This window comes from Nocardioides thalensis (assembly GCF_013410655.1).
GTDB lineage: Bacteria > Actinomycetota > Actinomycetes > Propionibacteriales > Nocardioidaceae > Nocardioides > Nocardioides thalensis.
On sequence record NZ_JACCFP010000001.1, the window covers coordinates 3,633,516 to 3,658,146 of the forward strand.

At 71.0% G+C, this 24,631-nt stretch carries 24 protein-coding genes; 13 read left to right on the top strand and 11 right to left on the bottom strand.

The features are described 5' to 3' along the window. Positions 1–12: 12 nt before the first annotated feature. The 4 genes from HNR19_RS17685 to HNR19_RS17700 all read left to right on the top strand — a co-directional run bounded on the left by HNR19_RS17685 (position 13) and on the right by HNR19_RS17700 (position 2,902). Complete coding sequence (locus HNR19_RS17685; protein WP_343047260.1) at positions 13–612, top strand: rhomboid family intramembrane serine protease; 600 nt, start codon at positions 13–15, stop codon at positions 610–612. Between the two features lie 73 nt (positions 613–685). Further along, entirely contained in the window at positions 686–1,306 is a 621-nt protein-coding gene (locus tag HNR19_RS17690) for a SatD family protein (RefSeq protein ID WP_218910302.1), read from the top strand. A gap of 1 nt (position 1,307) precedes the next feature. Further along, complete coding sequence (locus HNR19_RS17695) at positions 1,308–2,045, top strand: hypothetical protein (protein ID WP_179669134.1); 738 nt, start codon at positions 1,308–1,310, stop codon at positions 2,043–2,045. Between the two features lie 86 nt (positions 2,046–2,131). Next, positions 2,132–2,902 (top strand): enoyl-CoA hydratase-related protein, encoded by a 771-nt coding sequence (locus HNR19_RS17700; protein WP_179669135.1) that lies wholly within the window; start codon positions 2,132–2,134, stop codon positions 2,900–2,902. 9 nt (positions 2,903–2,911) lie between these two features. Here the strand turns inward: HNR19_RS17700 and HNR19_RS17705 are convergent, their stop codons facing one another. The 4 genes from HNR19_RS17705 to HNR19_RS17720 form a co-directional block, all read right to left on the bottom strand. Next, a complete protein-coding gene (locus HNR19_RS17705; protein WP_179669136.1) occupies positions 2,912–3,499 on the bottom strand; it encodes a class III extradiol ring-cleavage dioxygenase family protein in 588 nt (195 codons plus the stop codon). A 44-nt stretch (positions 3,500–3,543) separates the two neighbouring features. Further along, a complete protein-coding gene (folP, locus tag HNR19_RS17710) occupies positions 3,544–4,407 on the bottom strand; it encodes a dihydropteroate synthase (protein WP_343047261.1) in 864 nt (287 codons plus the stop codon). Next, complete coding sequence (locus tag HNR19_RS17715) at positions 4,404–5,300, bottom strand: glucosyl-3-phosphoglycerate synthase (RefSeq protein WP_179669137.1); 897 nt, start codon at positions 5,298–5,300, stop codon at positions 4,404–4,406. Before HNR19_RS17715 ends, folP begins: the two co-directional genes overlap by 4 nt. 306 nt (positions 5,301–5,606) lie before the next feature. Then, positions 5,607–6,554 carry an N-acetylmuramoyl-L-alanine amidase family protein gene (locus HNR19_RS17720; protein WP_343047262.1) on the bottom strand — a complete coding sequence of 316 codons (948 nt, stop codon included), beginning with the start codon at positions 6,552–6,554 and terminating at the stop codon, positions 5,607–5,609. A gap of 211 nt (positions 6,555–6,765) precedes the next feature. Between HNR19_RS17720 and HNR19_RS17725 the strand changes: the two genes are divergently transcribed. Next, positions 6,766–8,226 (top strand): sugar transferase, encoded by a 1,461-nt coding sequence (locus tag HNR19_RS17725; RefSeq protein WP_179669138.1) that lies wholly within the window; start codon positions 6,766–6,768, stop codon positions 8,224–8,226. A 33-nt stretch (positions 8,227–8,259) separates the two neighbouring features. Here the strand turns inward: HNR19_RS17725 and galE are convergent, their stop codons facing one another. Next, entirely contained in the window at positions 8,260–9,264 is a 1,005-nt protein-coding gene (gene galE, locus HNR19_RS17730; RefSeq protein ID WP_179669139.1) for a UDP-glucose 4-epimerase GalE, read from the bottom strand. Between the two features lie 108 nt (positions 9,265–9,372). On the opposite strand from galE, the gene HNR19_RS17735 reads away from it, so the two are divergent. Continuing rightward, complete coding sequence (locus HNR19_RS17735) at positions 9,373–10,821, top strand: sugar transferase (RefSeq protein ID WP_246304962.1); 1,449 nt, start codon at positions 9,373–9,375, stop codon at positions 10,819–10,821. A 4-nt stretch (positions 10,822–10,825) separates the two neighbouring features. Here the strand turns inward: HNR19_RS17735 and rfbA are convergent, their stop codons facing one another. Beyond that, a complete protein-coding gene (rfbA, locus tag HNR19_RS17740) occupies positions 10,826–11,689 on the bottom strand; it encodes a glucose-1-phosphate thymidylyltransferase RfbA (protein WP_179669141.1) in 864 nt (287 codons plus the stop codon). A gap of 64 nt (positions 11,690–11,753) precedes the next feature. Between rfbA and rfbB the strand changes: the two genes are divergently transcribed. Beyond that, positions 11,754–12,752: a dTDP-glucose 4,6-dehydratase gene (gene rfbB / locus HNR19_RS17745; protein WP_179669142.1), complete on the top strand. Its 999-nt coding sequence runs from the start codon at positions 11,754–11,756 to the stop codon at positions 12,750–12,752. Positions 12,753–12,754: 2 nt separating this feature from the next. Then, positions 12,755–14,155 carry a sugar nucleotide-binding protein gene (locus tag HNR19_RS17750; protein ID WP_179669143.1) on the top strand — a complete coding sequence of 467 codons (1,401 nt, stop codon included), beginning with the start codon at positions 12,755–12,757 and terminating at the stop codon, positions 14,153–14,155. Between the two features lie 75 nt (positions 14,156–14,230). Here the strand turns inward: HNR19_RS17750 and HNR19_RS17755 are convergent, their stop codons facing one another. The 3 genes from HNR19_RS17755 to HNR19_RS17765 all read right to left on the bottom strand — a co-directional run bounded on the left by HNR19_RS17755 (position 14,231) and on the right by HNR19_RS17765 (position 15,688). Beyond that, on the bottom strand, positions 14,231–14,527 hold the full coding sequence (locus tag HNR19_RS17755; RefSeq protein ID WP_179669144.1) for a DUF2516 family protein: 297 nt from the start codon (positions 14,525–14,527) through the stop codon (positions 14,231–14,233). A 76-nt stretch (positions 14,528–14,603) separates the two neighbouring features. Then, complete coding sequence (locus HNR19_RS17760) at positions 14,604–15,212, bottom strand: hypothetical protein (RefSeq protein WP_179669145.1); 609 nt, start codon at positions 15,210–15,212, stop codon at positions 14,604–14,606. Between the two features lie 8 nt (positions 15,213–15,220). Beyond that, positions 15,221–15,688 carry a helix-turn-helix domain-containing protein gene (locus HNR19_RS17765; RefSeq protein ID WP_179669146.1) on the bottom strand — a complete coding sequence of 156 codons (468 nt, stop codon included), beginning with the start codon at positions 15,686–15,688 and terminating at the stop codon, positions 15,221–15,223. A 139-nt stretch (positions 15,689–15,827) separates the two neighbouring features. Between HNR19_RS17765 and cysC the strand changes: the two genes are divergently transcribed. Both cysC and HNR19_RS17775 read left to right on the top strand, forming a co-directional pair. Continuing rightward, complete coding sequence (gene cysC / locus HNR19_RS17770) at positions 15,828–17,696, top strand: adenylyl-sulfate kinase (RefSeq protein WP_343047263.1); 1,869 nt, start codon at positions 15,828–15,830, stop codon at positions 17,694–17,696. Further along, positions 17,696–18,703: a sulfite exporter TauE/SafE family protein gene (locus HNR19_RS17775; protein ID WP_246303539.1), complete on the top strand. Its 1,008-nt coding sequence runs from the start codon at positions 17,696–17,698 to the stop codon at positions 18,701–18,703. Before cysC ends, HNR19_RS17775 begins: the two co-directional genes overlap by 1 nt. Before the next feature lie 77 nt (positions 18,704–18,780). On the opposite strand, the gene HNR19_RS17780 is transcribed toward HNR19_RS17775, so the two are convergent. Then, positions 18,781–19,947: a nucleotide sugar dehydrogenase gene (locus tag HNR19_RS17780; RefSeq protein ID WP_179669148.1), complete on the bottom strand. Its 1,167-nt coding sequence runs from the start codon at positions 19,945–19,947 to the stop codon at positions 18,781–18,783. Positions 19,948–20,139: 192 nt separating this feature from the next. Between HNR19_RS17780 and manA the strand changes: the two genes are divergently transcribed. Continuing rightward, entirely contained in the window at positions 20,140–21,339 is a 1,200-nt protein-coding gene (manA, locus tag HNR19_RS17785) for a mannose-6-phosphate isomerase, class I (RefSeq protein ID WP_179669149.1), read from the top strand. 9 nt (positions 21,340–21,348) lie between these two features. Here manA and HNR19_RS17790 read toward each other — a convergent pair whose 3' ends face one another. After that, the gene (locus HNR19_RS17790; protein WP_179669150.1) at positions 21,349–22,182 is read right to left on the bottom strand and encodes a DUF4143 domain-containing protein; all 834 of its coding nucleotides are present in this window, start codon (positions 22,180–22,182) and stop codon (positions 21,349–21,351) included. A 141-nt stretch (positions 22,183–22,323) separates the two neighbouring features. Between HNR19_RS17790 and cysD the strand changes: the two genes are divergently transcribed. Together cysD and cysN are read left to right on the top strand one after the other, a co-directional pair. Next, the gene (cysD, locus tag HNR19_RS17795; RefSeq protein ID WP_179669151.1) at positions 22,324–23,238 is read left to right on the top strand and encodes a sulfate adenylyltransferase subunit CysD; all 915 of its coding nucleotides are present in this window, start codon (positions 22,324–22,326) and stop codon (positions 23,236–23,238) included. Next, a complete protein-coding gene (gene cysN / locus HNR19_RS17800) occupies positions 23,238–24,512 on the top strand; it encodes a sulfate adenylyltransferase subunit CysN (RefSeq protein ID WP_246303541.1) in 1,275 nt (424 codons plus the stop codon). The genes cysD and cysN overlap by 1 nt, the downstream gene beginning before the upstream one ends. Positions 24,513–24,631 lie beyond the last annotated feature (119 nt).

Consider the following 24,631-nt stretch of genomic DNA (forward strand, 5'->3'; position numbering starts at 1 on the left):
CACACTGAGTCCGTGGAGATCGAGAGCAGGCTGCCGGCGTGGCAGGTCGCCGGGCTCGGGACCATCGCGTTCGTCGTCCTGCTGTGGGTGCTGGAGGCGGTCGACGCGGCGATGGGCCACGACCTCGACCAGTACGGTATCCAGCCGCGCTCCGACGAGGGCCTGCTCGGCATCCTGTTCGCGCCGGTGCTGCACGGGGGCTGGTCGCACCTCGAGGGCAACACCGGCCCTGTGCTGGTGCTGCTGTTCGTCACCCTGGCCACCGGCCTCGCCCGCGGGCTGCTCGCGACCGCGGTCATCTGGGTCGTCGGCGGGCTGGGCGTGTGGCTCGTGGCCGGCAGCAACTCGGTGCACCTCGGCGCCTCCGGCCTCGTGTTCGGCTGGATCGTCTACCTCGGTGTCCGCGGCATCGTGAACAAGGAGCCCTGGGAGATCCTCGTCGGCGTCGTCGTGCTCATCGTCTACGGCACCGTGCTGCTCGGCGTGCTGCCCGGACAGCCCGGCGTCTCGTGGCAGGGCCACCTGTTCGGGGCGATCGGCGGCGCGGTCGCCGCCGCGGTGCTGAGCAACGACCGACTGGCCGGAGCGAGGCGGGTGCTGGGCCGCAGGTGAAGCGGGACACTTGCTTCGGCATGAGTTCAGGACATGGCTTACTTCTATCGAAGATAAGCGATATGCTTTATCGATGATCTACGCCGTGATCGGCGACCTCGTCGGGTCGCGCCGCCTGGCCGACCGGGCCGAGGCCCAGCGGGCCGTGGGCGCCGCCCTGACCCGGGTGAACGACCGGATCGCGCCTGCGCAGCCGTTCGAGGCCACGGTGGGCGACGAGTTCCAGGGCGCCACGGAGACGCTCGCCGACGCGGTGCTCGCGTCGCTGCTGGTGCGGCTGCACCTCCTGCCCGCGATCGACGTCCGGTGCGGGATCGGGTACGGCGAGGTCGTCGTGCACGACGCGACCCGGCGGCCGCTGCTCCAGGACGGGCCGGGCTGGTGGGCCGCTCGCGACGCACTCGACGCCCTGGGCGGGAGCCGGGCCGCGGGTCGTCGCACCTGGTACGTCGGACCGGACGCCGGCCGGGCGACCGCGTTCCTGCTGACCCGCGACGCGCTCGTCGACCGCCTCAACGAGCGTGGGCTGCGCGTGCTGCGCGGGGCGCTCGAGGGCCGCACCCAGCGGGAGATCGCGGAGGCCGAGGGGGTCTCCGCGTCGGCGATCTCGCAGCAGTTCGCTCGTGGCGTCGGGGCGCTGCGCGACGCGCATCGTAGGTTCGGGGCCGACCCCGACCCGTCCGACGGAGCGTGACATGACCCTGATGGCCTTCGGCGCGTTCCTCGCGACCGTCGGCGCCTGCGACCTGCTGCGCGCCGACCGCGACGACGTCTCGGTGCTCCGGCAGCTGCTCATGGTGGCGGTGGGTGCGGCCGGCATCACCGCTTTCCTCGCGTGGGCCGGCGACGGGGTCGGCGGCTCGGTGCTGCTCGGTCTGGGCCTGCTGTCCGGCCTGGCCATGTGGGTCGTGGGCTCCGCGGGTGCGCTCCGCCGCGGGCCGAGGGGCGGAGCGCTGCGGTCGGTGGCCTTCGGCGGCCTGGGCGTCGGCGCGGTCGTCTCCCTGCTCGGGGTGGGCGCCCTCGAGGAGTGGCTCGAGTGGCCCACCCGCCTCGAGGAGACGTTCCTCGCCCGCTGGCCGGCCTACGACGTCGTCGTGGCCGCGGGCGCCCTGCTGCTCCAGCTCGCGACCGCCAACATCGTGGTGCGGCTCCTCCTCGACGCGGTCGGCGTGCCGGCGACGACCAACGAGAAGAAGCTCAAGGGCGGGCGCCTGCTCGGCCCGATGGAGCGCATCTTCATCGTCGGCCTCGGCGCCATCGGCGAGACCACCGCCGCCGCCATCGTCGTGGCCGCGAAGGGACTGCTGCGGTTCCCCGAGCTCCAGACCAGCACCCGCGAGGGTCCGAGCGACGTCACCGAGTACTTCCTGATCGGCAGCTTCGCCAGCTGGCTGCTCGGGCTCGCCGGCGTCGCGATGATCTATCTCGCCTGACCCCGGGCGTGTGACCCCGGTCGCAGCCGTCTCACGGCTGCCCGGCCCGGTCGTCCGCCGGAGCCGGCGTCTTCTAGCGTGCTCATGTGGCCGACCTGCTGATCAACCGGAACGACGGCGTCGTCGAGGTGACGTTCAACCGACCCGAGCGCCGCAACGCCTTCACCACGGCGATGTACGGCGAGATGCGCGAGCTGTGGCAGTCGCTGAGGGACGACCACTCGGCCCGCGTGGTCGTGCTGCGCGGCGCCGGGGGCAAGGCGTTCGCCGCCGGGAACGAGATCTCCGACTTCCTCGCGAAGGACGATGCCGTCGAGTACGAGACGTGGATCCGCGAGATGCTCGACGGGCTCCTCACGCTCCCGCAGGTCACGGTCGCGGCGATCGACGGCGTGTGCGTCGGCGGCGGCCTCGCCGTCGCCACCAACTGCGACCTGCGCGTGGCGACCGCGTCGTCCCGGTTCGGCTACCCGATCGCCCGCACCCTCGGCAACGCCCTCTCCTCCCCGGTGCTCTACCGCTGCGCGGCGGTGTTCGGCGAGTCGCTCACCCGCGAGATGCTGCTGGCGTCCCGGCTGGTCTCCGCCGACCGGGCGTACGGCGCCGGCGCCCTCCTCGCGTGCGTGGCCGACGCCGAGGAGCTCGACGCGGAGGTCGCGTCCCTCGTCGAGGGCATCGCCCAGGCCTCCCCGGTCACGCTGCGCGTGACGAAGCAGCAGCTGCTCGCCCGTGCCCGGCTCACCGAGCACGAGCCGCCCGAGGAGGAGGCGCTCCTCCGCGAGGTCTACGGCGGACCCGACTTCGCCGAGGGCGTCCGCGCGTTCCTCGCCAAGGAGAAGCCCGCGTTCCGCGGCTGATCCCGCCGGTCAGCGGTAGGAGATCACCCAGTACTGCACGCCGTACGGCGCGCCGTCGTAGGTGACGTCGACCTCCGTGCCCGGCCGCAGGAGGCTTCCGAGCACGGGCAGGGCCTCTGCGTCCGCCCAGAGCTCCTCGGCCAGCTCCAGGTCGACCGCCCGGAGCGCGGCCGGGTCGGGACCGACCAGGAGCTCGCGCAGCAGCTCGTCGAACGGCTCGGCGCGCTCGTCGAAGTGGCCGGGGGCCTTCTCGGTGCGCTTCGCCGACCCGTTGGCGACCACCAGCACCCCGGACGGTGGCCCGATCTCGTCCAGCACGTCGGTCCCGCACCACAGCGGCCCGCCATCGACCGGCAGGTCGAGGTCCACCGCGCGCTCGGCGGGCACCAGGTCGTGCGGCCACACGACCGCGCCGGCGTCGCGCACCAGGTGGTGGCCGACCCGGGCACCGGCGCCGCCCACGACCTGGATCCGGGGGCCGAGTCCGGTGACCGCGGCGCGGCACGCCGCGCGCAGGTCGACGACCGGGTCCTCGAGCGACGCGTGCTCGGGCAGGAGGGCCGGCACGCCGGGGACGAGGGCGACGGGCCTCGACACGCCTCGGTCCTGGGAGGCCTCGGCTGCTCGACCAGCGGCGGTGCTCACTGCAGCCCCCGAATCGCCCGCTTCGGCGGCCGCCGCCCGGCGATCGACCACACCATGTCGACGGTCTGCCGGGTCTCGACGACCTCGTGCACGCGATAGATCCGGGCACCGGCCAGCGCACAGACCGCGGTCGCCGCCAGCGTTCCGGTGAGCCGCTCCCCCACCGGCAGGTCGAGCGTCTCGCCGACGAAGTCCTTGTTGGACAGCGACACCAGCACGGGCCACCCGGTGTCGACGAGCTCGCCGAGCCGCCGCGTGACCTCGAGGGAGTGGAAGGTGTTCTTGCCGAAGTCGTGGGCCGGGTCGATCACGATCGACTCCCGCGCGACGCCGGCCGCCAGTGCGCGCTCGGCGTAGGCCACCGTGTCGGCGACCGCGGCGGCCACCACGTCGTCGTACTCGATCCGGAACGGCCGGGTCCGCGGCGTCACGCCGCCGGTGTGCGTACAGATGATGCCGACGTCGTACGACGCCGCGACGTCGACGAGCTCGGGGTCGGCGCCTCCCCAGGCGTCGTTGAGCACGTCGGCACCCGCCTCGCAGGCCGCCGCCCCCACCGAGGCCCGCCAAGTGTCGACCGAGATCACCAGGCCCGGGTGCGCCGCGCGCACGCGGCCGACGAAGTCGACGATGCGCGCTCGCTCCTCGGCCTCGGAGATCTCCTCGCCGGGAGCGGCCTTGATGCCGCCGATGTCGACGACCTCCGCGCCCTCCGCGACCACCCGGTCGACGCGGTCCATCGCGGCGTCCTCGGCCCAGGTGGCGCCGCGGTCGTAGAAGGAGTCGGGGGTGCGGTTGACGATCGCCATCATCAGCGTGGCGTCGTCTGAGAACTCGTGCCTGCGCAGCCGGAGGGTCACCACAGGTCCCCTGCTGGCGGGCGCTCGGCGAGCTGCACCACCCGGTCGACCGGCAGGGGGCCGGGAAGGAACTGCCGCAGCACAGCATGCTCCGGAGCGGCCGCGTCCCAGCGGTCGAAGCCGGCACGCGGAAGTGCCGCCGCCAGGATCTGGGTGGCCATCCCGCCGAGGTCGAGCAGCGCCTGGTGGGAGTGGGCGCGGGTGCCCAGGTCGACCTGAGCGAGCCCGGCGGTGCCGACCGAGGCGACGGTGTCGGCCAACGACGCGATCTCGACGGCGTACCCCGTCGGCACCCGCAGTGTTCCGAAGTGCGAGCGGCGCACGGCCCACTCGCCGGCGAGGGGCTGCACCAGGTCAGAGAGCTCGGGGAACAGCAGCGAGATGACCGGGCGCGCGACGAGCTCGGTGACCCGGCCGCCGTCGAGGGCGCCGTCCTTCCCCGGCCGCTCGTAGAACCCCTTGACCAGCTGCACCTCCGGCCAGGTCAGCAGCGGCCCGAGCAGTCCGGGGACGAAGTGGGTGTCCCAGTCGACGAGGTCGGCGTCCATGAACACCACCACTTCGCCGGTCGTCACGAACTGCGACTTCCACATCGCCTCGCCCTTGCCGGGATGGGTGCCGAGGTCGGGGCGGATCTCCGAGGACCGATGCACGACCGCGCCGGCGTCGGCCGCGACGTCGTACGTCGCGTCCGTGGAGTCGCTGTCGATGACGACGATCTCATCGACGAGCTCGACGGTCTCCACCAGGCGCTCGCGCACCCGGCCGACGACCTCGCCCACGGTGCCCGCCTCGTTGCGGGCCGGGACGACCAACGAGACCGTGGTCGCGCCCTTCGCGGCGAGCAACGCCTCGAGCGTCCAGTCGTCCCACCGGGCGGTCCGGATCGCCATGGCCGCGACCCTACGCGACCGCATGTCGGCGCCCGCGGCCGACCACCGGGCAAAGAGTTTCCTCGATTGCTACCCGCAGGTAGCGGTCCTGTGTCACCGTTGACGTCTCGGGACTCGGTCTGCTCTCTGGGGGGAGAAGGGGACCCGTCCGGTCATGGGGAAGTCGTTCCGGAGGATGAAGCGCAAGATCCGCTGCCGGCTGCGCTACGGCAAGGAGTGTCCGCACGGTCGCGGGCACTGCCGGACGCGCGCCATCAAGGTCACCGCTCCCACCCTGCACAAGCACGCCCAGCGGGCTCCTTCGGCTCAGCGCAGGTAGGTGACGAGCCCCCGGGCGAGCGCACGCGCGTACTGCCGCTGCCCCTGCTCGCTCGTCATCACCTCGGCCTCCGCCGGGTCGCGCATGTTGCCGAGCTCGACCATCGCGGTCGGTACGTCGGAGAGGTTGAGCGTCCCGAGATCGGTGCGTACGTCGAGGCCGTCCTCCGCGGTGTAGGTCGACACGACGAACCCGCCCGCCACCAGCCGGTCGCGCAGCGCCACGGCCAGGTCGAGCGACTCCGCGCCGATGTCGTCGGTGTAGCCCTCGACCCTGCCCGGCGCGATCACGTGGAACCCGCGCGCCCCGTCGGCGTAGGTCCCGTCGGCGTGGATGCTCAGCTTCACGTCGGCGGTCGGGCCCGGCTCGTCGGGGTTGCCGGCGCGGCCCCGGTCATCGACGCACGGGCCCCACTCGTCCTCACTGTTGGAGTCGCGGGTCAGCAGCACCCGGGCGCCGTCACGCTCCAGCAGTCGCCGGACGCGCAGCGCGACCTCCCAGACGAACGTCGCCTCGGCGTAGCCGCCGTCGGTCGAGGTGCCGGTCGTGTTGCAGGGCTTCTCGAAGCCGCCCGCGTCGACGGGCGCCCCGATCTCCCGCGGGAACCGGCTGTTGCCCAGCTGGTGGCCGGGATCGAGGACGACGACCCTGCCCGCCAGCGGCTTGCGGCGCTCCCTCTCCTCGCGCCGCTCGGGCGTCTCCGTCGGCTCGGTCTGCTCCGTCGTCCCGGGCTCGCCCGGCGTCGGCGAGTCGGTCCCCGACGGGGCCTCCGCCGTCTCCTCCGGTACGCCGTCCGCGTCCTGCGTCGGGCTCCCGATCGGCAGCAAGTCGACGTCCCCGCGCACCTCGAGCACCCCGAGGGCGGCGCCGCCCGCGGCGCCGAGTCCCACGACCACCGCAACAACTGCCGCGATCCTGGCCGCTAGAGACGTCACGACGGTCGAACCTAACCGATCTCGGACAAGGGGCGACGGGCGCAACCGGAACGACGAGCGTCGCGAGAGGTCTAGACCGCTTGGCGCGACCGGTCCCGAATGTCGTTGCAGGTGTAACCGAGCACCTCAGCACTCGTTGAGAGGGGCACGTGTCGTTCGTCGGGGGGCCTCGACACGGAGGCCGTTACACGTGATGTAGCTGAGGTGGCTCATGACCGCAGTCGTCGGGCACGCGCGCAGGCAGCGCGCGGCAGCCGTGACGCGCAGTCGGACGCTGCCCTACCTGCCCTGGATCGTGCTGCTGACCGACGCGGCGATCCTCGCCGTCGTCACGGTCCTCGCCTCGCTCGGCGAGCACGGCATCCCGTTCCTCGACCCCGACGCCCCCGTCGACATCGCGACCCGCATCGCGGCCCCGTCGATCGCCGTCGGTTGGCTGCTCATGCTCGCGATCGGCGGCGGCTACCGCCGCCAGGTCCTCGGCAGCGGCAGCGACGAGTACAAGCGCGTCCTCAACGCGACCGCGATCAGCACCGGCGTGCTCGCTCTCGCCTCGTTCCTCACCGGCGTGCAGATCTCGCGCGGGTTCTTCGTCGGTCTCTTCACCGTCGGCCTCCCCGCCGTGCTCGTGGGCCGCTGGGGCCTCCGCAAGCTCCTCCACAGCGCGCGCCGGCACGGCTACCTCGGCCTGCCCGTGCTGGTCGCCGGCTCGCCCGACCACGTCGACGAGATCCACGGCGTGCTCGAGCGCGCCCAGTGGCTCGGCTACGACGTCATCGGCGCGATCACGCCCGAGGGCGAAGGCCGTACGCCGGCCGGCGTACCCATCGTCGGGTCCACCGCGGAGGCCACGCTCGCGGCGCTCCGGGTCGACGCCCAGGTCATCCTCTTCACCGCCGGCGCCGCCGCGACCGGCCCGGAGCTCCAGGAGCGGGTCTGGGAGCTCGAGGAGCGCGGCATCGGGGTGGTCGTCGCGCCGGGCGTCACCGGCATCACCACCGACCGCGTGTCGTTCCGCCCCGTCGGCGGCCTCCCGCTGCTCCACCTCGGCACGCCTGCGTGGGCCGAGGCGACCCGCGTCGGCAAGCGGCTCTTCGACATCGTCGGCGCTCTCGGCCTGATGGTCGTCCTCAGCCCGCTGTTCGCGTTCGTCGCGCTGCGGATCAAGATCCACGACGGCGGGCCGATCTTCTTCCACCAGTCCCGCGTCGGCCGCCAGGGCGTCCCCTTCCGGTGCGCGAAGTTCCGCACGATGGTCGTCGACGCCGAGGAGCGGCTCGCCGAGCTGCACGCCGCGACCGGCTACGACGGCGACGGACTGTTCAAGATGGAGCAGGACCCGCGCATCACCAAGCCCGGCCGCTGGCTGCGCAAGCACTCGGTCGACGAGATGCCGCAGCTGTGGAACGTCGTCCGCGGCGACATGAGCCTGGTCGGCCCCCGGCCGCCGCTCCCCCACGAGGTTGCCAACTACGACACGGCCGCGCGCCGCCGCCTCCACGTGCGCCCCGGCATGACCGGCCTCTGGCAGGTCTCCGGCCGGTCCGACCTGTCGTGGGAGGACGCCGTCCGCCTCGACCTCTACTACGTCGACAACTGGTCGATGCTGCAGGACCTCCACATCCTGTTCCGCACCTTGGGGGCGGTCATCTTCCCCAAGGGCGCCTACTGACCGTCCGGCGACCGCACCCGAGCGCCCCGGCGGCTACTCGTAGCCGAGGACTGACTTCCGCTTCTCGCCCCACGCGAGCGCGCTGGCGATCGCCTCGTCGAGGGAGTGCTCGGTCTTCCAGCCGAGCAGCTCGGCGGCCTTGTCGGCGTTGGCGAACGCGCCCACGGCGTCGCCCGGCCGCGGCGGCGCCTCGGTGACCGGCACCGGCTTGCCGACGACCCGCTCGACGGCGGCGATCAGCTCCCGCACGGTCACGCCGTCGCCGGCGCCCAGGTTGATGTAGGAGTACGGCGCGCCCTCGGCCTCGATCACCGCGTCGAACCGCTCGATCGCGCGCACGTGCGCCTTCGCGAGGTCCCAGGCGTGGATGTAGTCGCGGATGCCCGTACCGTCGCGGGTCGGGTGGTCGACTCCCGTGATGGTGAACGACGGCCGCTGCCCGAGCGCCGTCTGCGCGAGCAGCGGCACCACGTGGGTGGCGTCCTTGAGGTGGTAGCCCGTCTCCAGGTCCGGCTCGGTGCCGATCGGGTTGAAGTAGCGCAGGATGATCGCCCGCAGGTCGGTCGCGACCGCCATGTCCTCGAGGACCTGCTCCATCATCCGCTTGGTCCGCGCGTACGGCGAGCTCGGGTCGACCGGATCGCCCTCGCGCACCTCGAAGTCGGGCTTGAGCGCGTAGAGCGACGCCGTCGACGAGAACAGCAGCCGCGGCTTCCCGAGCGCGACCAGCTCGTCGAACAGCTCGAGGGACTTGGCGACGTTGTCCCGGTAGTACTCGTAGGGCAGCTCCACCGACTCCGGTACGACGATGCGGGCGGCCATGTGGATGGTGGCGTCGATGTCGGGGTGCTCCTCGACGATCCGCCGCAGCAGCGCGCGGTCGGCGATGTCGCCCTCGTAGAAGATCCGGTCACGCACGAAGCCGCGCGGCCCGCTCAGCAGCGAGTCGAGGATGACCGGCGTGTGCCCGGCCTCCTCGAGCGCCTTCGCCGTGACCGATCCGATGTAGCCGGCGCCGCCGGTGACCAAGACCTTCATGGGGCGAAGCCTAAGGCGTCGGTCCCAACCGCCGATCAACCCGTCGAGACACGCTGCACGACCGCACGGACCCGGGTCCGGCTAGGCGGGGGACGAGAAGTGACGACGATGATGGAGCGCACCCGCCAGCTGGTGGGTGCGGAGCCGAGCAGGACGCTGCGCTACGTACCGGTCGCGGTGCTGGCCGTCGACCTCGCGATGATGGTGGTCGTCGGCGCGCTGGCGCTGTACGGGCGCGAGCAGCTCCGGTTCCTCAATCCCGTCGACGGTGTCCGGGAGTCGCTCGGCGTGGCCGGCCCGCTGATCGTGGCGGGCTGGATCGCGATGGTCGCCCTGGTGGGCGGCTACCGCCACGACGCCTTCGGGTCCGGCACCGCGGAGTACCGGAGCGTCGTCAACGCCAGCTTCCTCACCGCCGGCCTCGTCGGGATCGGCTGCTACCTCGCCAAGTTCGAGCTGTCGCGCGGGTGGTTCCTGCTCGCCTTCGCCATCGGCCTCCCCGGTCTCATCGCCAGCCGGTGGCTGGCGCGCCGGCTGCTGCGCAGCGCCCGCCGGCACGGGTTCCTCCAGGTCCGGGTGCTGGTCTCGGGCACGCCCGACCACATCGACGAGGTGACCGACGTGCTGCGCCGCGAGGCGTGGCTGGGCTACCGCATCGTCGGCGCGGTGACCCGAGAGCGCGACCTCGTGGAGGAGACCGCCACCGGCGTACCCGTCCTCGGCCTCGCGACCGACGTCACGATGGTCGCGGAGGATGCCCACGCCGACGTGATCGTCTTTGCCAGCGGCGGCCTCGACTCCGCCAAGGAGATGCGCGAGAAGGTCTGGGAGCTCGAGGAGCGCGGCATCAAGGTCGTCGTCGCCCCCAGCCTGGACGACATCTCCAGCGACCGGATCACGGTGCGCCCCGTCGGCGGCCTGCCGCTGATCCACGTCGACAGCCCGCGGTGGAGCGACGCGGCGAGCTTCGGCAAGCGGCTCTTCGACGTGGTCGGCTCGGCGATGCTGATCCTCGCCCTCGGCCCGGTCTTCCTGTTCGCGACCGCCCAGATCTGGCTGCACGACCGCGGTCCGATCCTGTTCCGCCAGAAGCGAGCCGGGCGGCACGGCGAGATGTTCGAGTGCCTCAAGTTCCGCACCATGGTCCCCGACGCGGACCGCCTGATCGCCGAGCTCCTCGCCGACCAGGACCACGACGGCCTGCTGTTCAAGATGAAGGACGACCCGCGCATCACCAGGCCCGGCCGCTGGCTGCGGCGCTTCTCCGTCGACGAGCTGCCGCAGCTGTTCAACGTGCTCCGCGGCGACATGAGCCTCGTCGGCCCCCGCCCGCAGGTGCAGCGCGAGGTCGACCTCTACCACGGCGGCATGAGCCGACGGCTGCTCGTGCGGCCTGGCATGACCGGCCTGTGGCAGGTGTCGGGTCGCAACGACCTCTCCGCCGAGGAGGCGATGCGCCTCGACCTCTTCTACGTCGACAACTGGTCGATGCTCCAGGACGTCGCGATCCTGGTCCGCACCGCCGGCGCCGTCGTCAGCTCCCGCGGTGCCTACTAGGTCCTCATTCGTCGAGGAGCTCGAGCAGGTAGCGGCCGTAACCGCTCTTGTCGAGCGCCACGGCGCGCTCGTGCAGCTCCTCGTCGCCGATGTAGCCCATCCGCCAGGCGACCTCCTCGGGAGCGCCGACCTTGGTGCCCTGCCGCGCCTCGAGCGCGCGCACGAAGTTGGACGCGTCGTTGAGGTCGTTGAACGTCCCGGTGTCGAGCCAGGCGGTCCCTCGCGGCAGCACCTCGACCTGGAGCCGGCCCTCCTCGAGGTAGGTGCGGTTGAGGTCGGTGATCTCGAGCTCGCCGCGGGCCGAGGGCTTCAGCGCCTTGGCGCGCTCGACGACGTCGGGGCCGTAGAAGTAGAGGCCCGGCACGGCGTACGGCGACCTCGGCTTGTCGGGCTTCTCCTCCAGCGAGAGCGCCCGCCCGCTGTCGTCGAATTCGACGACGCCGTAGGCCGTCGGGTCGGCCACGCGGTAGCCGAACACGGCGGCGCCGTCGAGGCTCTCGAACCGGCGCAGCCGGGTGCCCATCCCGGCGCCGTAGAAGATGTTGTCGCCGAGCACCAGCGCCGCGCCCTCGCCGGCGAGGTGGTCCTCGCCGATCAGGAACGCCTGGGCGAGCCCGTCGGGCGAGGGCTGCACGGCGTAGGTGATCGAGATGCCGAACTGGGACCCGTCGCCGAGCAGCCGCCGGAACTGGTCGGCTTCGTGCGGGGTGTTGATCACCAGGATCTCGCGCATCCCGGCCAGCATCAGCGTCGACAGCGGGTAGTAGATCATCGGCTTGTCGTAGATCGGCATCAGCTGCTTGCTGATCGCGTGCGTGATCGGGTGCAGGCGGCTCCCCGTGCCACCGGCCAGGATGATTCCTCGCATCTGCCTTCCCCACGTCGTCGCGTACGTCTCCGACCCGCCCATTCAACTGCATAGGATCACGCACGTGCACAACATCCTGGTGACCGGCGGCGCCGGCTTCATCGGCTCCAACTTCGTCCACCACGTCGTCGGCAACACCGACGCGACGGTGACCGTCCTCGACAAGATGACGTACGCCGCCAGCAGCGACGCGCTCGCCGGGCTGCCCGAGGATCGGGTCTCGCTGGTCGTCGGCGACGTCGCCGACGCGACCGTCGTCGACCCCCTGGTCGCTGCGCACGACGCGGTGGTCCACTTCGCGGCGGAGTCCCACAACGACAACTCGCTGCGCGACCCGTCGCCGTTCATCCAGACCAACCTGATCGGCACGTTCACGCTGCTCGAGGCGTGCCGCAAGGCCGACGTACGCCTCCACCACGTGTCGACCGACGAGGTCTACGGAGACCTGGAGCTCGACGACCCGAAGCGGTTCACCGAGGACACGCCCTACCAGCCGTCGTCGCCGTACTCCGCGAGCAAGGCGGGCTCCGACCACCTGGTGCGCGCCTGGGTGCGCAGCTTCGGCGTGCGCGCGACGATCTCCAACTGCTCCAACAACTACGGCCCCTGGCAGCACATCGAGAAATTCATCCCGCGCCAGATCACCGAGGTCATCGAGGGCCGCCGGCCGCGGCTCTACGGCTCGGGCGAGAACGTGCGGGACTGGATCCACACCGAGGACCACAGCTCGGCGGTGCTGGCGATCCTCGAGCGCGGCCGGATCGGCGAGACCTACCTGATCGGCGCGGACGGCGAGAAGAACAACCTCGAGGTCGTGCGGCTGATCCTGCGGCTGATGGGCCGGCCCGAGGACGACTTCGAGCACGTCACCGACCGCGCCGGCCACGACCTGCGCTACGCCATCGACTCCGGCAAGCTGCGCGCCGAGCTCGGCTGGACGCCGACCTACGGCGACTTCGAGGACGGACTGGCGCAGACCATCAGCTGGTACGAGGAGCACGCGGACTGGTGGCGCCCGCACAAGCAGGCCGTCGAGTCGGCGTACGCCGCGAAGGGCCAGTGACGATGACCGACCTCGCCGTCGAGGCCACCCCGATCCCCGGCCTCCTCGTCGTCCGGCTGCCCGTCCACGGTGACGCCCGCGGGTGGTTCAAGGAGGCCTGGCAGCGGGAGAAGATGCTCTCGCTCGGGCTTCCCGACTTCGGGCCGGTGCAGGCCAACATGAGCTTCAACAAGCACCGCGGGGCAACGCGCGGCATCCACGCCGAGCCCTGGGACAAGTTCGTCACGGTGGCGACCGGGCGGGTGTTCGGGGCCTGGGTCGACCTCCGCGAGGGCGACTCCTTCGGCACCACCTTCACCGTCGAGGTCGACCCGTCGGTCGCGGTCTACGTGCCGCGTGGTGTCGGCAACTCCTACCAGGCGCTCGAGGACGACACCGCCTACTGCTACCTCGTCAACGACCACTACGTGCCCGGAGTGACCTACCCCGCGGTCGCGCTCGACGACCCGACGGTGGCGATCCCGTGGCCGATCCCGCTGGCGGAGGCCGAGGTCTCCGACAAGGACCGCCACCACAACCCGCGCCTCGACGACGTCACACCGATGCCGCCGCGCCGGACCCTGATCACCGGGTGCCGCGGCCAGCTCGGACGGGCGCTCGCCGCCGTCTACCCGGACGCCACCCTGGTCGACCTCGACGAGCTCGACCTCACCGACCCCGCTCAGCTCGCCGCCTGGCCGTGGCGCGACTACGACACCGTGCTCAACGCGGCCGCGTTCACCGCCGTCGACACCGCGGAGACGCCCGACGGGCGCCGTACGGCGTGGGCGGCCAACGCCGCCGCCCCGGCAGCGCTGGCACGCATCGCCGCGGAGCACCGGCTGACCCTGGTGCACTACTCCTCCGACTACGTCTTCGACGGCGAGCCGGTGGCGGGCGGCCACACGGAGGACGAGCCCCTCGCGCCCCTCGGCGTCTACGCGCAGACCAAGGCGGCGGGCGACCTCGCCGTCGCGACCGCACCACGGCACTACGTGCTCCGCACCTCGTGGGTGATCGGCGACGGCAACAACTTCGTACGCACCATGCGTCGGCTCGCTGAGAGCGGCATCTCGCCGACGGTCGTCGACGACCAGGTCGGCCGGCTCACGTTCACCGACGAGCTCGCCCGCGCGACCAGGCACCTCGTCGACAGCGCGGCGCCGTACGGCACCTACAACGTCACCAACGCCGGGGAGCCGCGCACCTGGGCGGCCTACGCACGACGGGTCTTCGAGCTGAGCGGCCGGTCGGCCGACGACGTCACGCCGATCAGCACCGAGGAGTACGTCGGCGGCAAGACCGGCGTCTCCCCGCGGCCGCACGACAGCGTGCTGTCGCTCGCGAAGATCGAGGCGACCGGTTTCCGGCCCACCGACGCCGACGAGGCGCTCGAGAAGTACGTCGTTTCTCTGGTCGAGTAGGCCGAGCCCTTCGATACACGCGCTCGTTCCTCGCGCGCACTCAGGAACCACCGCTGGGCGAGGCCGTATCGAGACCTAGCGTCGCCTCAGCCCCGCCAGCGCCGGCCGCACGTCGGCGAGGTAGACGAGCGCCGCGATGGTCATCGCCAGGTTGACGATCGACAGGCTGATCGGCACCAACTGGAGCACGACGGCCACACCGAGGATCGCGCACCAGGCCGGCTTGGTGAGCTTGCCGGCGGCCACGTACGACTCGGACGAGTAGAGCAGCGCGCTGACGAGCGCGAAGATCTTCACGACCAGCAGCGCGAAGTACACGACGAGCGCGAAGTACCGCTCCGGGTCGTTGGCCGGCGGTGCGAAGAGATCCATGGTGGGGCGATCCTAACCGGGGGACGACAACGGCCCCGGAGGTGATCCTCCGGGGCCGGCGTCATTCGAGAAGAGGTCAGGCCTTCTGAGCCGGGGCCTTCTTCGCGGTGGTCTTCTTGGCCGGCGCCTTCTTGGCGGGAGCCTTCTTGGTCGCCGTGCTCTTCGTCGGCGCAGCCTTCTTCGCCGCGGCATTGGCGGCCGGGGCGCCCTGCTTCGCCTGGACGTTCTTGGCGGTGCCCTCACCGGTGCGGAGCTTGACGACGACGACCTCGCCGCGCTTGGCGAGCTCGGCGTAGGTGCTGCTGACGACCTTGACGTTCTCGTCGTACTTGGCCTTGACGGTCGTCTGCACCTTGGTCGGCAGCGACTTGGCGTCGGCCTGGAGCTCGGCGAGCTTGGCCTCGGCCTTCGCCTGCACGGTCTTCGGCTCGGGCGCCTTGAAGCCCTTCACGGCCTTCTGCACGTCGGCGACCCGGGTGGTCACGTCCTTCTGCACGTCGGCGACCTTCGCGGTGACCTTGGCCTGGACGTCGGTCACGTAGCCCTTGGCGGCGGCGTAGGCCAGGTCGGTCGCGCCCACGCCGGCGTAGATCGGCTTCGCGGCCGCCGGGGGGATGTCGGGGAGGTCGACCTTCTTGAGGTCGATGGTCGGGATCTCGATCTTCGGGAGCTCGAGCTTCGGCATGTGTGTGGTCACCCTTCCGTGGTGATCTTCTGGGGGTCCTGGTCCTGCGTGTCAGCGGGCGGGTCGGTGGCGACCGGCTCCGCAGCGACGTCACCGTCGGCCGCGAACTCGGCGTCACTGACCGCGTTCAGCGCCAGGAAGGACGCGTAGACGTCGAGGAGCGACTGCTTCTGCCGCTCGGTCAGCCCGGTGTCGCCCAAGATGGCGAGCTCCACCGAACCTCCTACGCCGTCATCCGGGCTGAGGATCCCTGCCCGGATGTAGAGCTGCTCCGCGGAGATGCGCAGCGCCTTCGCGATCTGCTGGAGCACCTCGGCGGACGGCTTGCGGAGGCCGCGTTCGATCTGGCTGAGGTACGGGTTCGACACGCCGGCCAGCTCGGCGAGCTGCCGCAGGGAGAGGCGGGACGCGACCCGCTGCTCCCTGAGGTAGTCGCCCAGCGACTCGACGGTCTTGCCGACCTTGCCCTTTGCCATGGCTCCATCCTGCTTGCAAGAGTTAGCACATTGCAAGCGGGCAGCAGGTGAACTGCTTCACAGTGCGCGGCCCCGCCTGTCGGCGCGTCCGGATGGCCATAAGTCGAGTGACTCCAGAAAGTTTGGCAGGATGACCCGCGTGTCGAGCCCGTCCACCCCGCAGCACTGCCCGACCCCACGCGAGCTCGACGACCTCGAGCTGCTGTCGTGGGGCGCTCTCGCGCCGACCCTGGGGTTCAACGAGCCCGGCAGCCCGGTCACGCTCGAGCTGCCCGACGAGCTCGCCGCGGCGGTCGCCGACGGCGGCACCGTCGAGCTGGTCGACCCGGAGGGCCTGCCGCTGGCGAAGGTGACCGGCGGCGACGCCGGCCTCACCGTGACGCCGCTGACCCACGCCCAGTACGGACCGTTCCGGCGCTACTACCTCAGCCCCGCCGACGCCCGGCAGCGGTACGCCGGACGCACCTTCGTGGCGGTGACCGACGCGCTCACCGACGCCCAGGTCGAGCAGCTCTCGGCCCTCGGCCCGGTCACGCTGGTCACCCTGGTCGGCACGGGCACGCCGTCGCTGTCCCCGGTGGGCCTGCTGCGCGCCACGCTGCGGGTCGCGGCCGGTCTCGACGCGGCAGTCGTCGCCGTACCCCTGCCGAGCCACGGCGACGCCGAGGACGACGCCGCGCTGCGGGCCAGGGTGCTGCTGGCCTACGCGGGCGCCGACCCGGTCGTCGACCTCGTGGCCGGAGGCAGCGTCGTCGCCGAGGTCGCCGACATCATCGCCGAGGAGCGCCCCGCCCCCGACGAGCAAGGCCTGGTCATCTTCTTCACCGGCCTCTCCGGCAGCGGCAAGTCGACCCTCGCCCAGGCCCTCATGGACCGGCTGCTCGAGCGGGGTGGCCGCTCGCTGACCTCGCTCGACGGCGACGTCGTGCGGCGCAACCTCTCCGCGGGCCTCACGTTCTCCAAGGAGGACCGCGAGACCAACATCCGCCGCATCGGCTGGGTCGCCGCCGAGATCTCCCGGCACGGCGGAGTCGCGGTCTGCAGCCCGATCGCCCCGTTCGACGCCACCCGCAAGCAGGTCCGGCAGTACGTCGAGGACGCGGGCGGAGCGTTCTTCCTCGTGCACGTCGCGACGCCCCTCGAGGAGTGCGAGCGCCGCGACCGCAAGGGCCTCTACGCGAAGGCCCGGCGCGGCGAGATCCCCGAGTTCACCGGCATCTCGTCGCCCTACGAGGAGCCCGAGGACGCCGACGTCCGGGTCGACACGACGGGCCGCACGATCGACGACGCCCTCGACGACGTGATCGTCGCGCTGCGCGACAGCGGCTACCTGGACCTGACGGATCCGCCGGAGGCTTCGAGGCCCGGCGCCGGGTCGCCTCGCACCTCAACCTGGGGATCGCCCGCGGCCGAGACCGCCGCCCCCGAGGGCGACCGCGCGGCGGAGCGCCCGCTGTCGGTGCTGTTCGTCTGCACCGCCAACATCTGCCGCTCCCCCTACATGGAGCTGCGGGCCCGCGCGATCCTCGACGCCGACCCGGCGACGGCGGGGCGCATCGAGTTCGGGAGCGCCGGGACCCACGGCTTCCGCGCCCACCCGGTCGACGCGACGATGGCCGAAGTGCTCGCCGACCGAGAGATCACCAAGGACAGCGTGGCGGGCTTCGCCAGCCGGCGGCTGACCAAGGAGCTCGTCGAGGCCGCCGACCTGATCCTCACCGCCGAGCAGACGCACCGGCAGTTCGTGCTCGACGAGGTGCCCGGGGCGTTCCGCAAGGTCTTCACCCTCGGCCAGTTCGCCGAGTCGATCGGAAGGGTCGACAAGGCCCTGCACGGCGCCGAGCTGCTCGCCGCCGTCGGCCAGCGCCGCGCGGGCGCGACCGCGACGCACGACGTGGCCGACCCGTTCAACCGCGGCCTGCCGGCCGCGGAGTCCGCCGCCGACCAGATCGACGGGCTGCTGCGCGTCGTACTGCCCCGTCTCGCTCCTGCGGAGAGGACCTCCTGATGGATCTCCTGACCACCACGGCCCTCTCGATCGCGATCGCAGGGTTCCTCGTCGGCATCGTCGTCGGCCTCACCGGCATGGGCGGCGGCGCGCTGATGACGCCCGCGCTGATCTTCCTGGGCGTCGGCCACACCGCGTCGATCGTGACCGCCGACCTGACCGCTGCCGCGATCTACAAGACCGGCGGGGCCATCACCCACGCGAAGGAGGGGTCGCCCAATCTCCGGCTCGCGATGTGGCTGATCATCGGGTCGGTGCCGATGGCGTTCGTCGGGCCCTACCTCGTCGACGCCCTCACCGGCGACCCCGAGGACCTCGAGAAGACGCTCAAGCTGTGCATCGGCATCGCGCTCCTCCTCGCGGCCAGCACCTACGCGCTGCGGCTCTACATCAACCTCAAGCGGGTGCGAAGCGGCCAGGCGCCGCCCGACGACAACCCGCCGATCCGCCCGGTCCCGACGCTGCTCGTCGGCATGCTCGGCGGCCTCCTGGTCGGTATCACCAGCGTGGGATCCGGCTCGGTCATCATGATCGCGCTGCTGATGCTCTACCCGGGCCTCTCGGCCGTGAAGCTGGTCGGCACCGACCTGGTGCAGGCGGTGCCGCTCGTCCTCAGCGCCGCCATCGCCAACATCGCGATCCACGGTCTCGACTGGGAGCTGCTGATCCCCCTGGTGATCGGCTCGGTGCCGGGCACGCTGATCGGAGCGCGCATCGCGCCGCGGGTGCCGCAGTCGATCATCCGGCGCGGCATCGTGATCGTGCTGACGATGTCGGGCGTGGCACTGCTCTTCAAGGCCGGACTGCACCCGTTCGGCGAGGGTCACGAGACCGCAGAGGCCATGCTCGTCGCCGGCATCGGCGTCGTGATGCTCGCCCTGGTCCCCTTCATCTGGGGCCTGCTGCGCAAGCAGCACGGGCTGCCGATGTTCGGCGCCCCGACGGTCAGCGACCTCGAGCGGCTGCCGGGAGACCGGGCGAAGAAGAAGTCCTCGGTGGTCGAGTAGGCGAATCACCATGCACCAGCGTGGTCATCTCGGCGTCGGACGACAGCACCGCATGGTGATTCGCGGAGCCAAGCCGGTCAGTCGCGCCCGTAGATGTCGCGCGTGTAGACCTTCTCCGCGACGTCGCCCAGCAGGTCGGTGTGCCGGTTGGCGATGATGATGTCGGCCCTCTCCTTGAACTCGTCGAGGTCCTTGATCACCTTGGAGTTGAAGAACCGCTTCTTGTCGAGCTCCGGCTCGAAGACGACGACCTTCACCCCCTTGGCCTTGATCCGCTTCATGACGCCCTGCACCGCCGACTCGCGGAAGTTGTCGGAGCCCGCCTTCATCGTCAGCCGGTAGATGCCGACCGTCTTCGGCTTCCGGGCCAGGATGTCGTCGGCGATGAAGTCCTTGCGGGTGGTGTTGGCCTCGACGATCGCGCTGATGAGGTTCTGCGGCACGTTGAGGTAGTTGGCCTGGAGCTGCTTGGTGTCCTTCGGCAGGCAGTAGCCGCCGTACCCGAACGAGGGGTTGTTGTAGTGGGTGCCGATCCGCGGGTCGAGACCGACGCCCTGGATGATCTCGCCGGTGTCGAGGCCGTGCATCGCGGCGTAGGTGTCGAGCTCGTTGAAGTAGGCGACCCGCAGCGCGAGGTAGGTGTTGGCGAAGAGCTTGATGGCCTCGGCCTCGGTGGAGCCGACGAAGAGCACCGGCACGTCCTTCTCGACCGCGCCCTCCACGAGGAGGTCGGCGAAGATCTTGCCCTGCTCGGTCTCGCTGCCGACGACGATCCGCGACGGGTGCAGGTTGTCGTGGAGCGCGCGGCCCTCGCGGAGAAACTCCGGGCTGAACATGATCGACGCGCCGGGGTGCTGCTCGCGCAGCCGGGCGGTGAAGCCGACGGGCACGGTGGACTTGATGACGACGGACGCGCCCGGGTTCGCAGCAAGGGCCTCGGCCGTGACGGCCTCCACCGAGGAGGTGTCGAAGTAGTTGGTGACCTCGTCGTAGTTGGTCGGCGTCGCCACGACGACGTAGTCGGCGTCGCGGTAGGCCACGCCCTTGTCGAGGGTGGCGACCAGGTCGAGCTCCCGGGTGGCGAGGTAGTGCTCGAGGTCGGCGTCGACGATCGGCGAGAGGCGCTGGTTGACGGCCGCGACCCGTGCCTTGTCGACGTCGACGATGGTGACGCTGTGGTGCTGGGCGAGGAGGACCGCGTTGGAGAGACCCACGTAGCCGGCGCCCGCGATGGTGATCTTCACGTTCACGACGGTGGGTGAGGCAATCGACCGGACACCGACGCTGAGCGGAACCGCAGGTGTCGGCCCGGCGTCGGTGCGTGGCTGCCGAGGATGCCCGAACCGGCCGTTTCCCGGCGGCGGACGCCCCGTCCGGCGTACTCTCTCTCCGCTTACGCTGGGGGGTGTAACGCGCCGGCCTACCCCTGGAGGAACGTGTACGCGCTCGACTGCCCGACCCAGTCCTACGACTGGGGCTCGCGGGAGGGGATCCCGTCCTTCCGGGGTCGCCAGTCGGACGGGCAACCCGTGGCCGAGATGTGGATGGGCACCCATCCCCTCGGAGCGGCGCAGGTCGTGACCGACGACGGCGCCGTGCCGCTGACCTCGGTGTCGGGCGAGCTGCCGTTCATGCTGAAGATCCTCGCCGCGCAGCAGCCGCTGTCGATCCAGGCGCACCCCAATGCCCTGCGGGCGAAGGTCGGGTTCGAGGAGGAGGAGCGGCAGGGCATCGCCATCGACGCTCCTGAGCGGGTGTTCAAGGACCCCCATCCCAAGCCCGAGATGGTCTACGCGCTGTCGGCGTTCGACACCCTCGTCGGCTTCCGGCCGACCGCAGAGATCCTGCGCGTGCTGTCGCCGATCTCGTCGCCGCGGATCCAGACGATGACGACGGCACTGCGCAACAAGCCCGGCTTCAACGGCATCGTGCGGCTGCTGCATGGCCTGCTGACCGACCCGCCGTCGGAGACCGAAGTCTCCGAGATCGTCGAGCAGTGCCGCGATGCGCTGGGCAAGGGCATCGACATCAAGCGCGCCTACGCCACGATCATCGAGATCGCCGAGCACTTCCCCGGCGACGTCGGCGTGGTCGTCTCGCTGCTGATGAACCGGCTCACCCTGCAGGCCGGCGAGGCCGCCTACCTGGAGGCCGGCATCATCCACGCGCACCTCTCGGGCATGTGCCTGGAGGTCATGGTCTCCTCCGACAACGTGCTGCGCGCCGGCCTCACCTCCAAGCACGTCGAGCCAGCGGGACTGGTGGAGTGCCTCGAGGAGGGCATGTCGCGCGTGGCGCGGGTGACGCCGCGCCAGTTCGGCTTCTCGACCGACGTCTTCTCCCCCGGCTCCGGCGACTTCGCACTGTCGGTGACCCAGAGCTCCCAGGCCGAGCCCGCGGGCACCGCCCTGCCCGAGCGCGGGCAGCGGATCATCGTGTGCACCGGCGGCGAGGTGGCACTGGTCAACGAGCAGGCCGAGTCACTCTGGCTCCAGCGTGGCGACGTCGCCTACGCCGACGAGAAGGACGGTGAGATCCGGGTCGTGGGCACCGGAGAGGTTGCCCAGGCCTACCAGCCGTCCGCCGGTGAGGCGTCGAAGCTCACCGACCTCGTCACTCCGTGGCCGGAGCGCTGAGCGGCCCACCTAGGTCGGTCGAGCAGCCCGAGCGCTCCAGCGCTCGGGCGCATCGAGACCCTCCCAGTCCCACAGCGCAGAGACCGGCAGCACCCACAGGCCGGGGCGGTACTTCACGCCGACCGGAGCCGTGTTGAGCACGATGCCACCGCGGAACCGGGAGCCGGCGCGCGCCGCCAACGCCTCGAGCGCGCGGAACTGGTGCGGGCGGAAGCCCGCCGCCGTGCGGATCTCGATCCCGTAGAGCGTGTCGTCGGCCACCTCGACGAGCAGGTCGACCTCCAGCCCGTTGCGCTCGCGCAGGTGGCTCAGCCGGTAGTCGACCGAGCTGGTCGCCTGCTGCCGCATCAGCTCGGTGATCGCGACGCCCTCGAGCAAGGGCGCCAGGCGGGCACGGCCGGCAAGCGCGACCAGGTCCGCGGGCTCGGCCCCGGACAGGTGCCGGGCGACCGCGGCGTCGGCGAACACCACGCGCGGGCGCGCGACCGCGCGCTTCGCCACCGGCGACCGCGTGCCCGGCAGCATCCGCACCAGGCCCAGCGCCTCGACGACGTCGATGTACGGCGCGATCGTGGTCCCGGGGATGCCGGACGCGGCAGCGAGCCGCGCCTTGTTGAGCTCGGCCGACGGTGGTCTCGCCATCGCCCTGACCAGCGCGAGCATGCGCTCCGGGTCGAGCCGCCGCAACGCGGGCGCGGCGCCGTACGCCGTCCGCCGGAGCATGCCGTCGACGTCCTCGGCGCCGGTCATCAGGGCGACGTATTCCGCGATCCCGTAGCGCGAGAAGACCTCGGCGGGGTCGGAGGCGCGCGACCCGAGTCGCGCGACGAAGTCCGCGGGCACCCGGCAAGGCTACGACCGATCGGGCCAAACTCGTAGATTTGTCTACGCGGCTCCCGAGGATGTCTGTCTGCACGGCTGTGCATGGCACGATGAGGCGACTTCGGCTTGAACCCGTTCCCGAAAGGATGGCGCCGACCCCGCATGACACAGACCCACAGCGACTACCGGCTGAGTCAGCTCGACCAGCTGGAGGCAGAGTCGATCCACATCTTCCGTGAGGTCGCAGCCGAGTTCGAGAAGCCCGTCCTGATGTTCTCGGGCGGCAAGGACTCCATCGTGATGCTGCGCCTGGCCGAGAAGGCCTTCTACCCGGCGAAGATCCCGTTCCCGATCCTCCAGGTCGACACCGGCCTCGACTTCCCCGAGGTCATGGAGACGCGCGACAACTGGGTCAACCGCCTCGGCGTCAACCTCGTGGTCGCGAGCATCGACGACGCGATCGCCAACGGCATCATCCCGGACGCGGCGAAGGTCAGCCGCAACCGGCTGCAGATCCCGACGCTGCTCAACGCCATCGAGGAGAACGGCTTCACCGCCGCCTTCGGTGGCGGCCGCCGCGACGAGGAGAAGGCCCGCGCCAAGGAGCGCGTCTACTCCCACCGCGACGAGTTCGGCCAGTGGGACCCGAAGAACCAGCGTCCCGAGCTCTGGAGCCTCTACAACGGCCGCCTCCACGAGGGCGAGCACATGCGGATCTTCCCGATCTCCAACTGGACCGAGCTCGACGTCTGGGACTACATCGGCCGCGAGGGCATCGAGATCCCGAGCATCTACTTCGCCCACCAGCGCCGCGTGTTCGAGCGCGACGGCATGCTGATGAGCGAGACGCCGCTCAACCCGACCCGCGAGGGCGAGGTCGTCGAGGAGCGGACCGTGCGGTTCCGCACCTGCGGCGACATCACGCTGACGGGCTGCGTGGAGAGCACCGCCGCCACGATCGAGGAGATCATCGAGGAGGTGGCGATCGCGAAGAAGACCGAGCGCGGCGCCACCCGCGGCGACGACCGCTTCTCCGAGGCGGCCATGGAAGACCGGAAGAAGGAAGGCTACTTCTGATGAGCGAGACCCAGGACCGCCAGATGGACCTCCTCCGGTTCGCCACGGCCGGCTCGGTCGACGACGGCAAGTCCACCCTGATCGGCCGCCTGCTGCTCGACTCGAAGGCGATCTTCGAGGACCAGCTCGAGGCCGTCGAGGCGACCAGCGCCAACCGGGGCTACGACTACACCGACCTCGCGCTTCTGACCGACGGTCTGCGCTCCGAGCGCGAGCAGGGCATCACCATCGACGTGGCCTACCGCTACTTCGCGACGCCCAACCGCAAGTTCATCATCGCCGACACCCCCGGCCACGTGCAGTACACGCGCAACATGGTCACCGGCGCCTCGACCGCCGACCTCGGCCTGGTGCTCGTCGACGCCCGCCAGGGACTCACCGAGCAGTCGCACCGCCACGCGGTGATCCTGTCGCTGCTCCGGGTCCCGCACCTGGTGCTCGCGGTGAACAAGATGGACCTCGTCGACTTCTCCGAGGAGGTCTTCGAGAAGATCCACGCGGAGTTCGTGCAGTTCGCCACGAAGCTCAACATCCCCGACCTGACCGTCATCCCGATCTCCGCCCTCCAGGGCGACAATGTGGTGACCCGGTCGGAGAACATGCCGTGGTACTCCGGCCCCACGCTGATGCACCACCTCGAGCACGTGCACGTCGCCTCCGACCGCGACCTGATCGACGCGCGGTTCCCAGTGCAGTACGTCGTGCGGCCGAAGTCCGACGAGTTCCACGACTACCGCGGCTACGCGGGCCAGGTCGCCGGCGGCGTGCTCAAGCCCGGCGACGAGGTCGTCGTGCTCCCGTCGGGCATGACGTCGAAGATCTCCAAGATCGACCTGTTCGACAAGGAGATCGACGAGGCCTTCCCGCCGATGAGCGTCACCGTCAGCCTCGAGGACGACGTCGACGTCTCCCGCGGCGACATGATCGCCCGCGTCAAGAACGCCCCGCAGCCCAGCCAGGACATCGACGCGATGGTCTGCTGGATGACGACGACGCCGCTCAAGCCGCGGCAGAAGCTCGCCATCAAGCACACCACCCGCACCGCGCGTGCCCTGGTCAAGGACATCCAGTACCGCCTGGACGTCAACACGCTGCACCGCGACCAGGAGACGAAGGAGCTCGGCGTCAACGAGATCGGCCGCGTCCAGCTGCGGACCACGGTCCCGCTGCTGTGCGACCCGTACTCGAAGAACCGCACCACCGGCTCGTTCATCCTGATCGACGAGTCCACCGGCATCACTGTCGGGGCCGGGATGATCAACAGCGGCAGCTGACCTCGCACCCGAGAGCGGGGCGCACCCATCGGGGTGCGCCCCGTTCTTTCATTTCCCACGGGATTGCTCAGGTACGGACCGCGCGCCCCGATGGTCTAGTCGGGCGTGCTCTTGTCCGC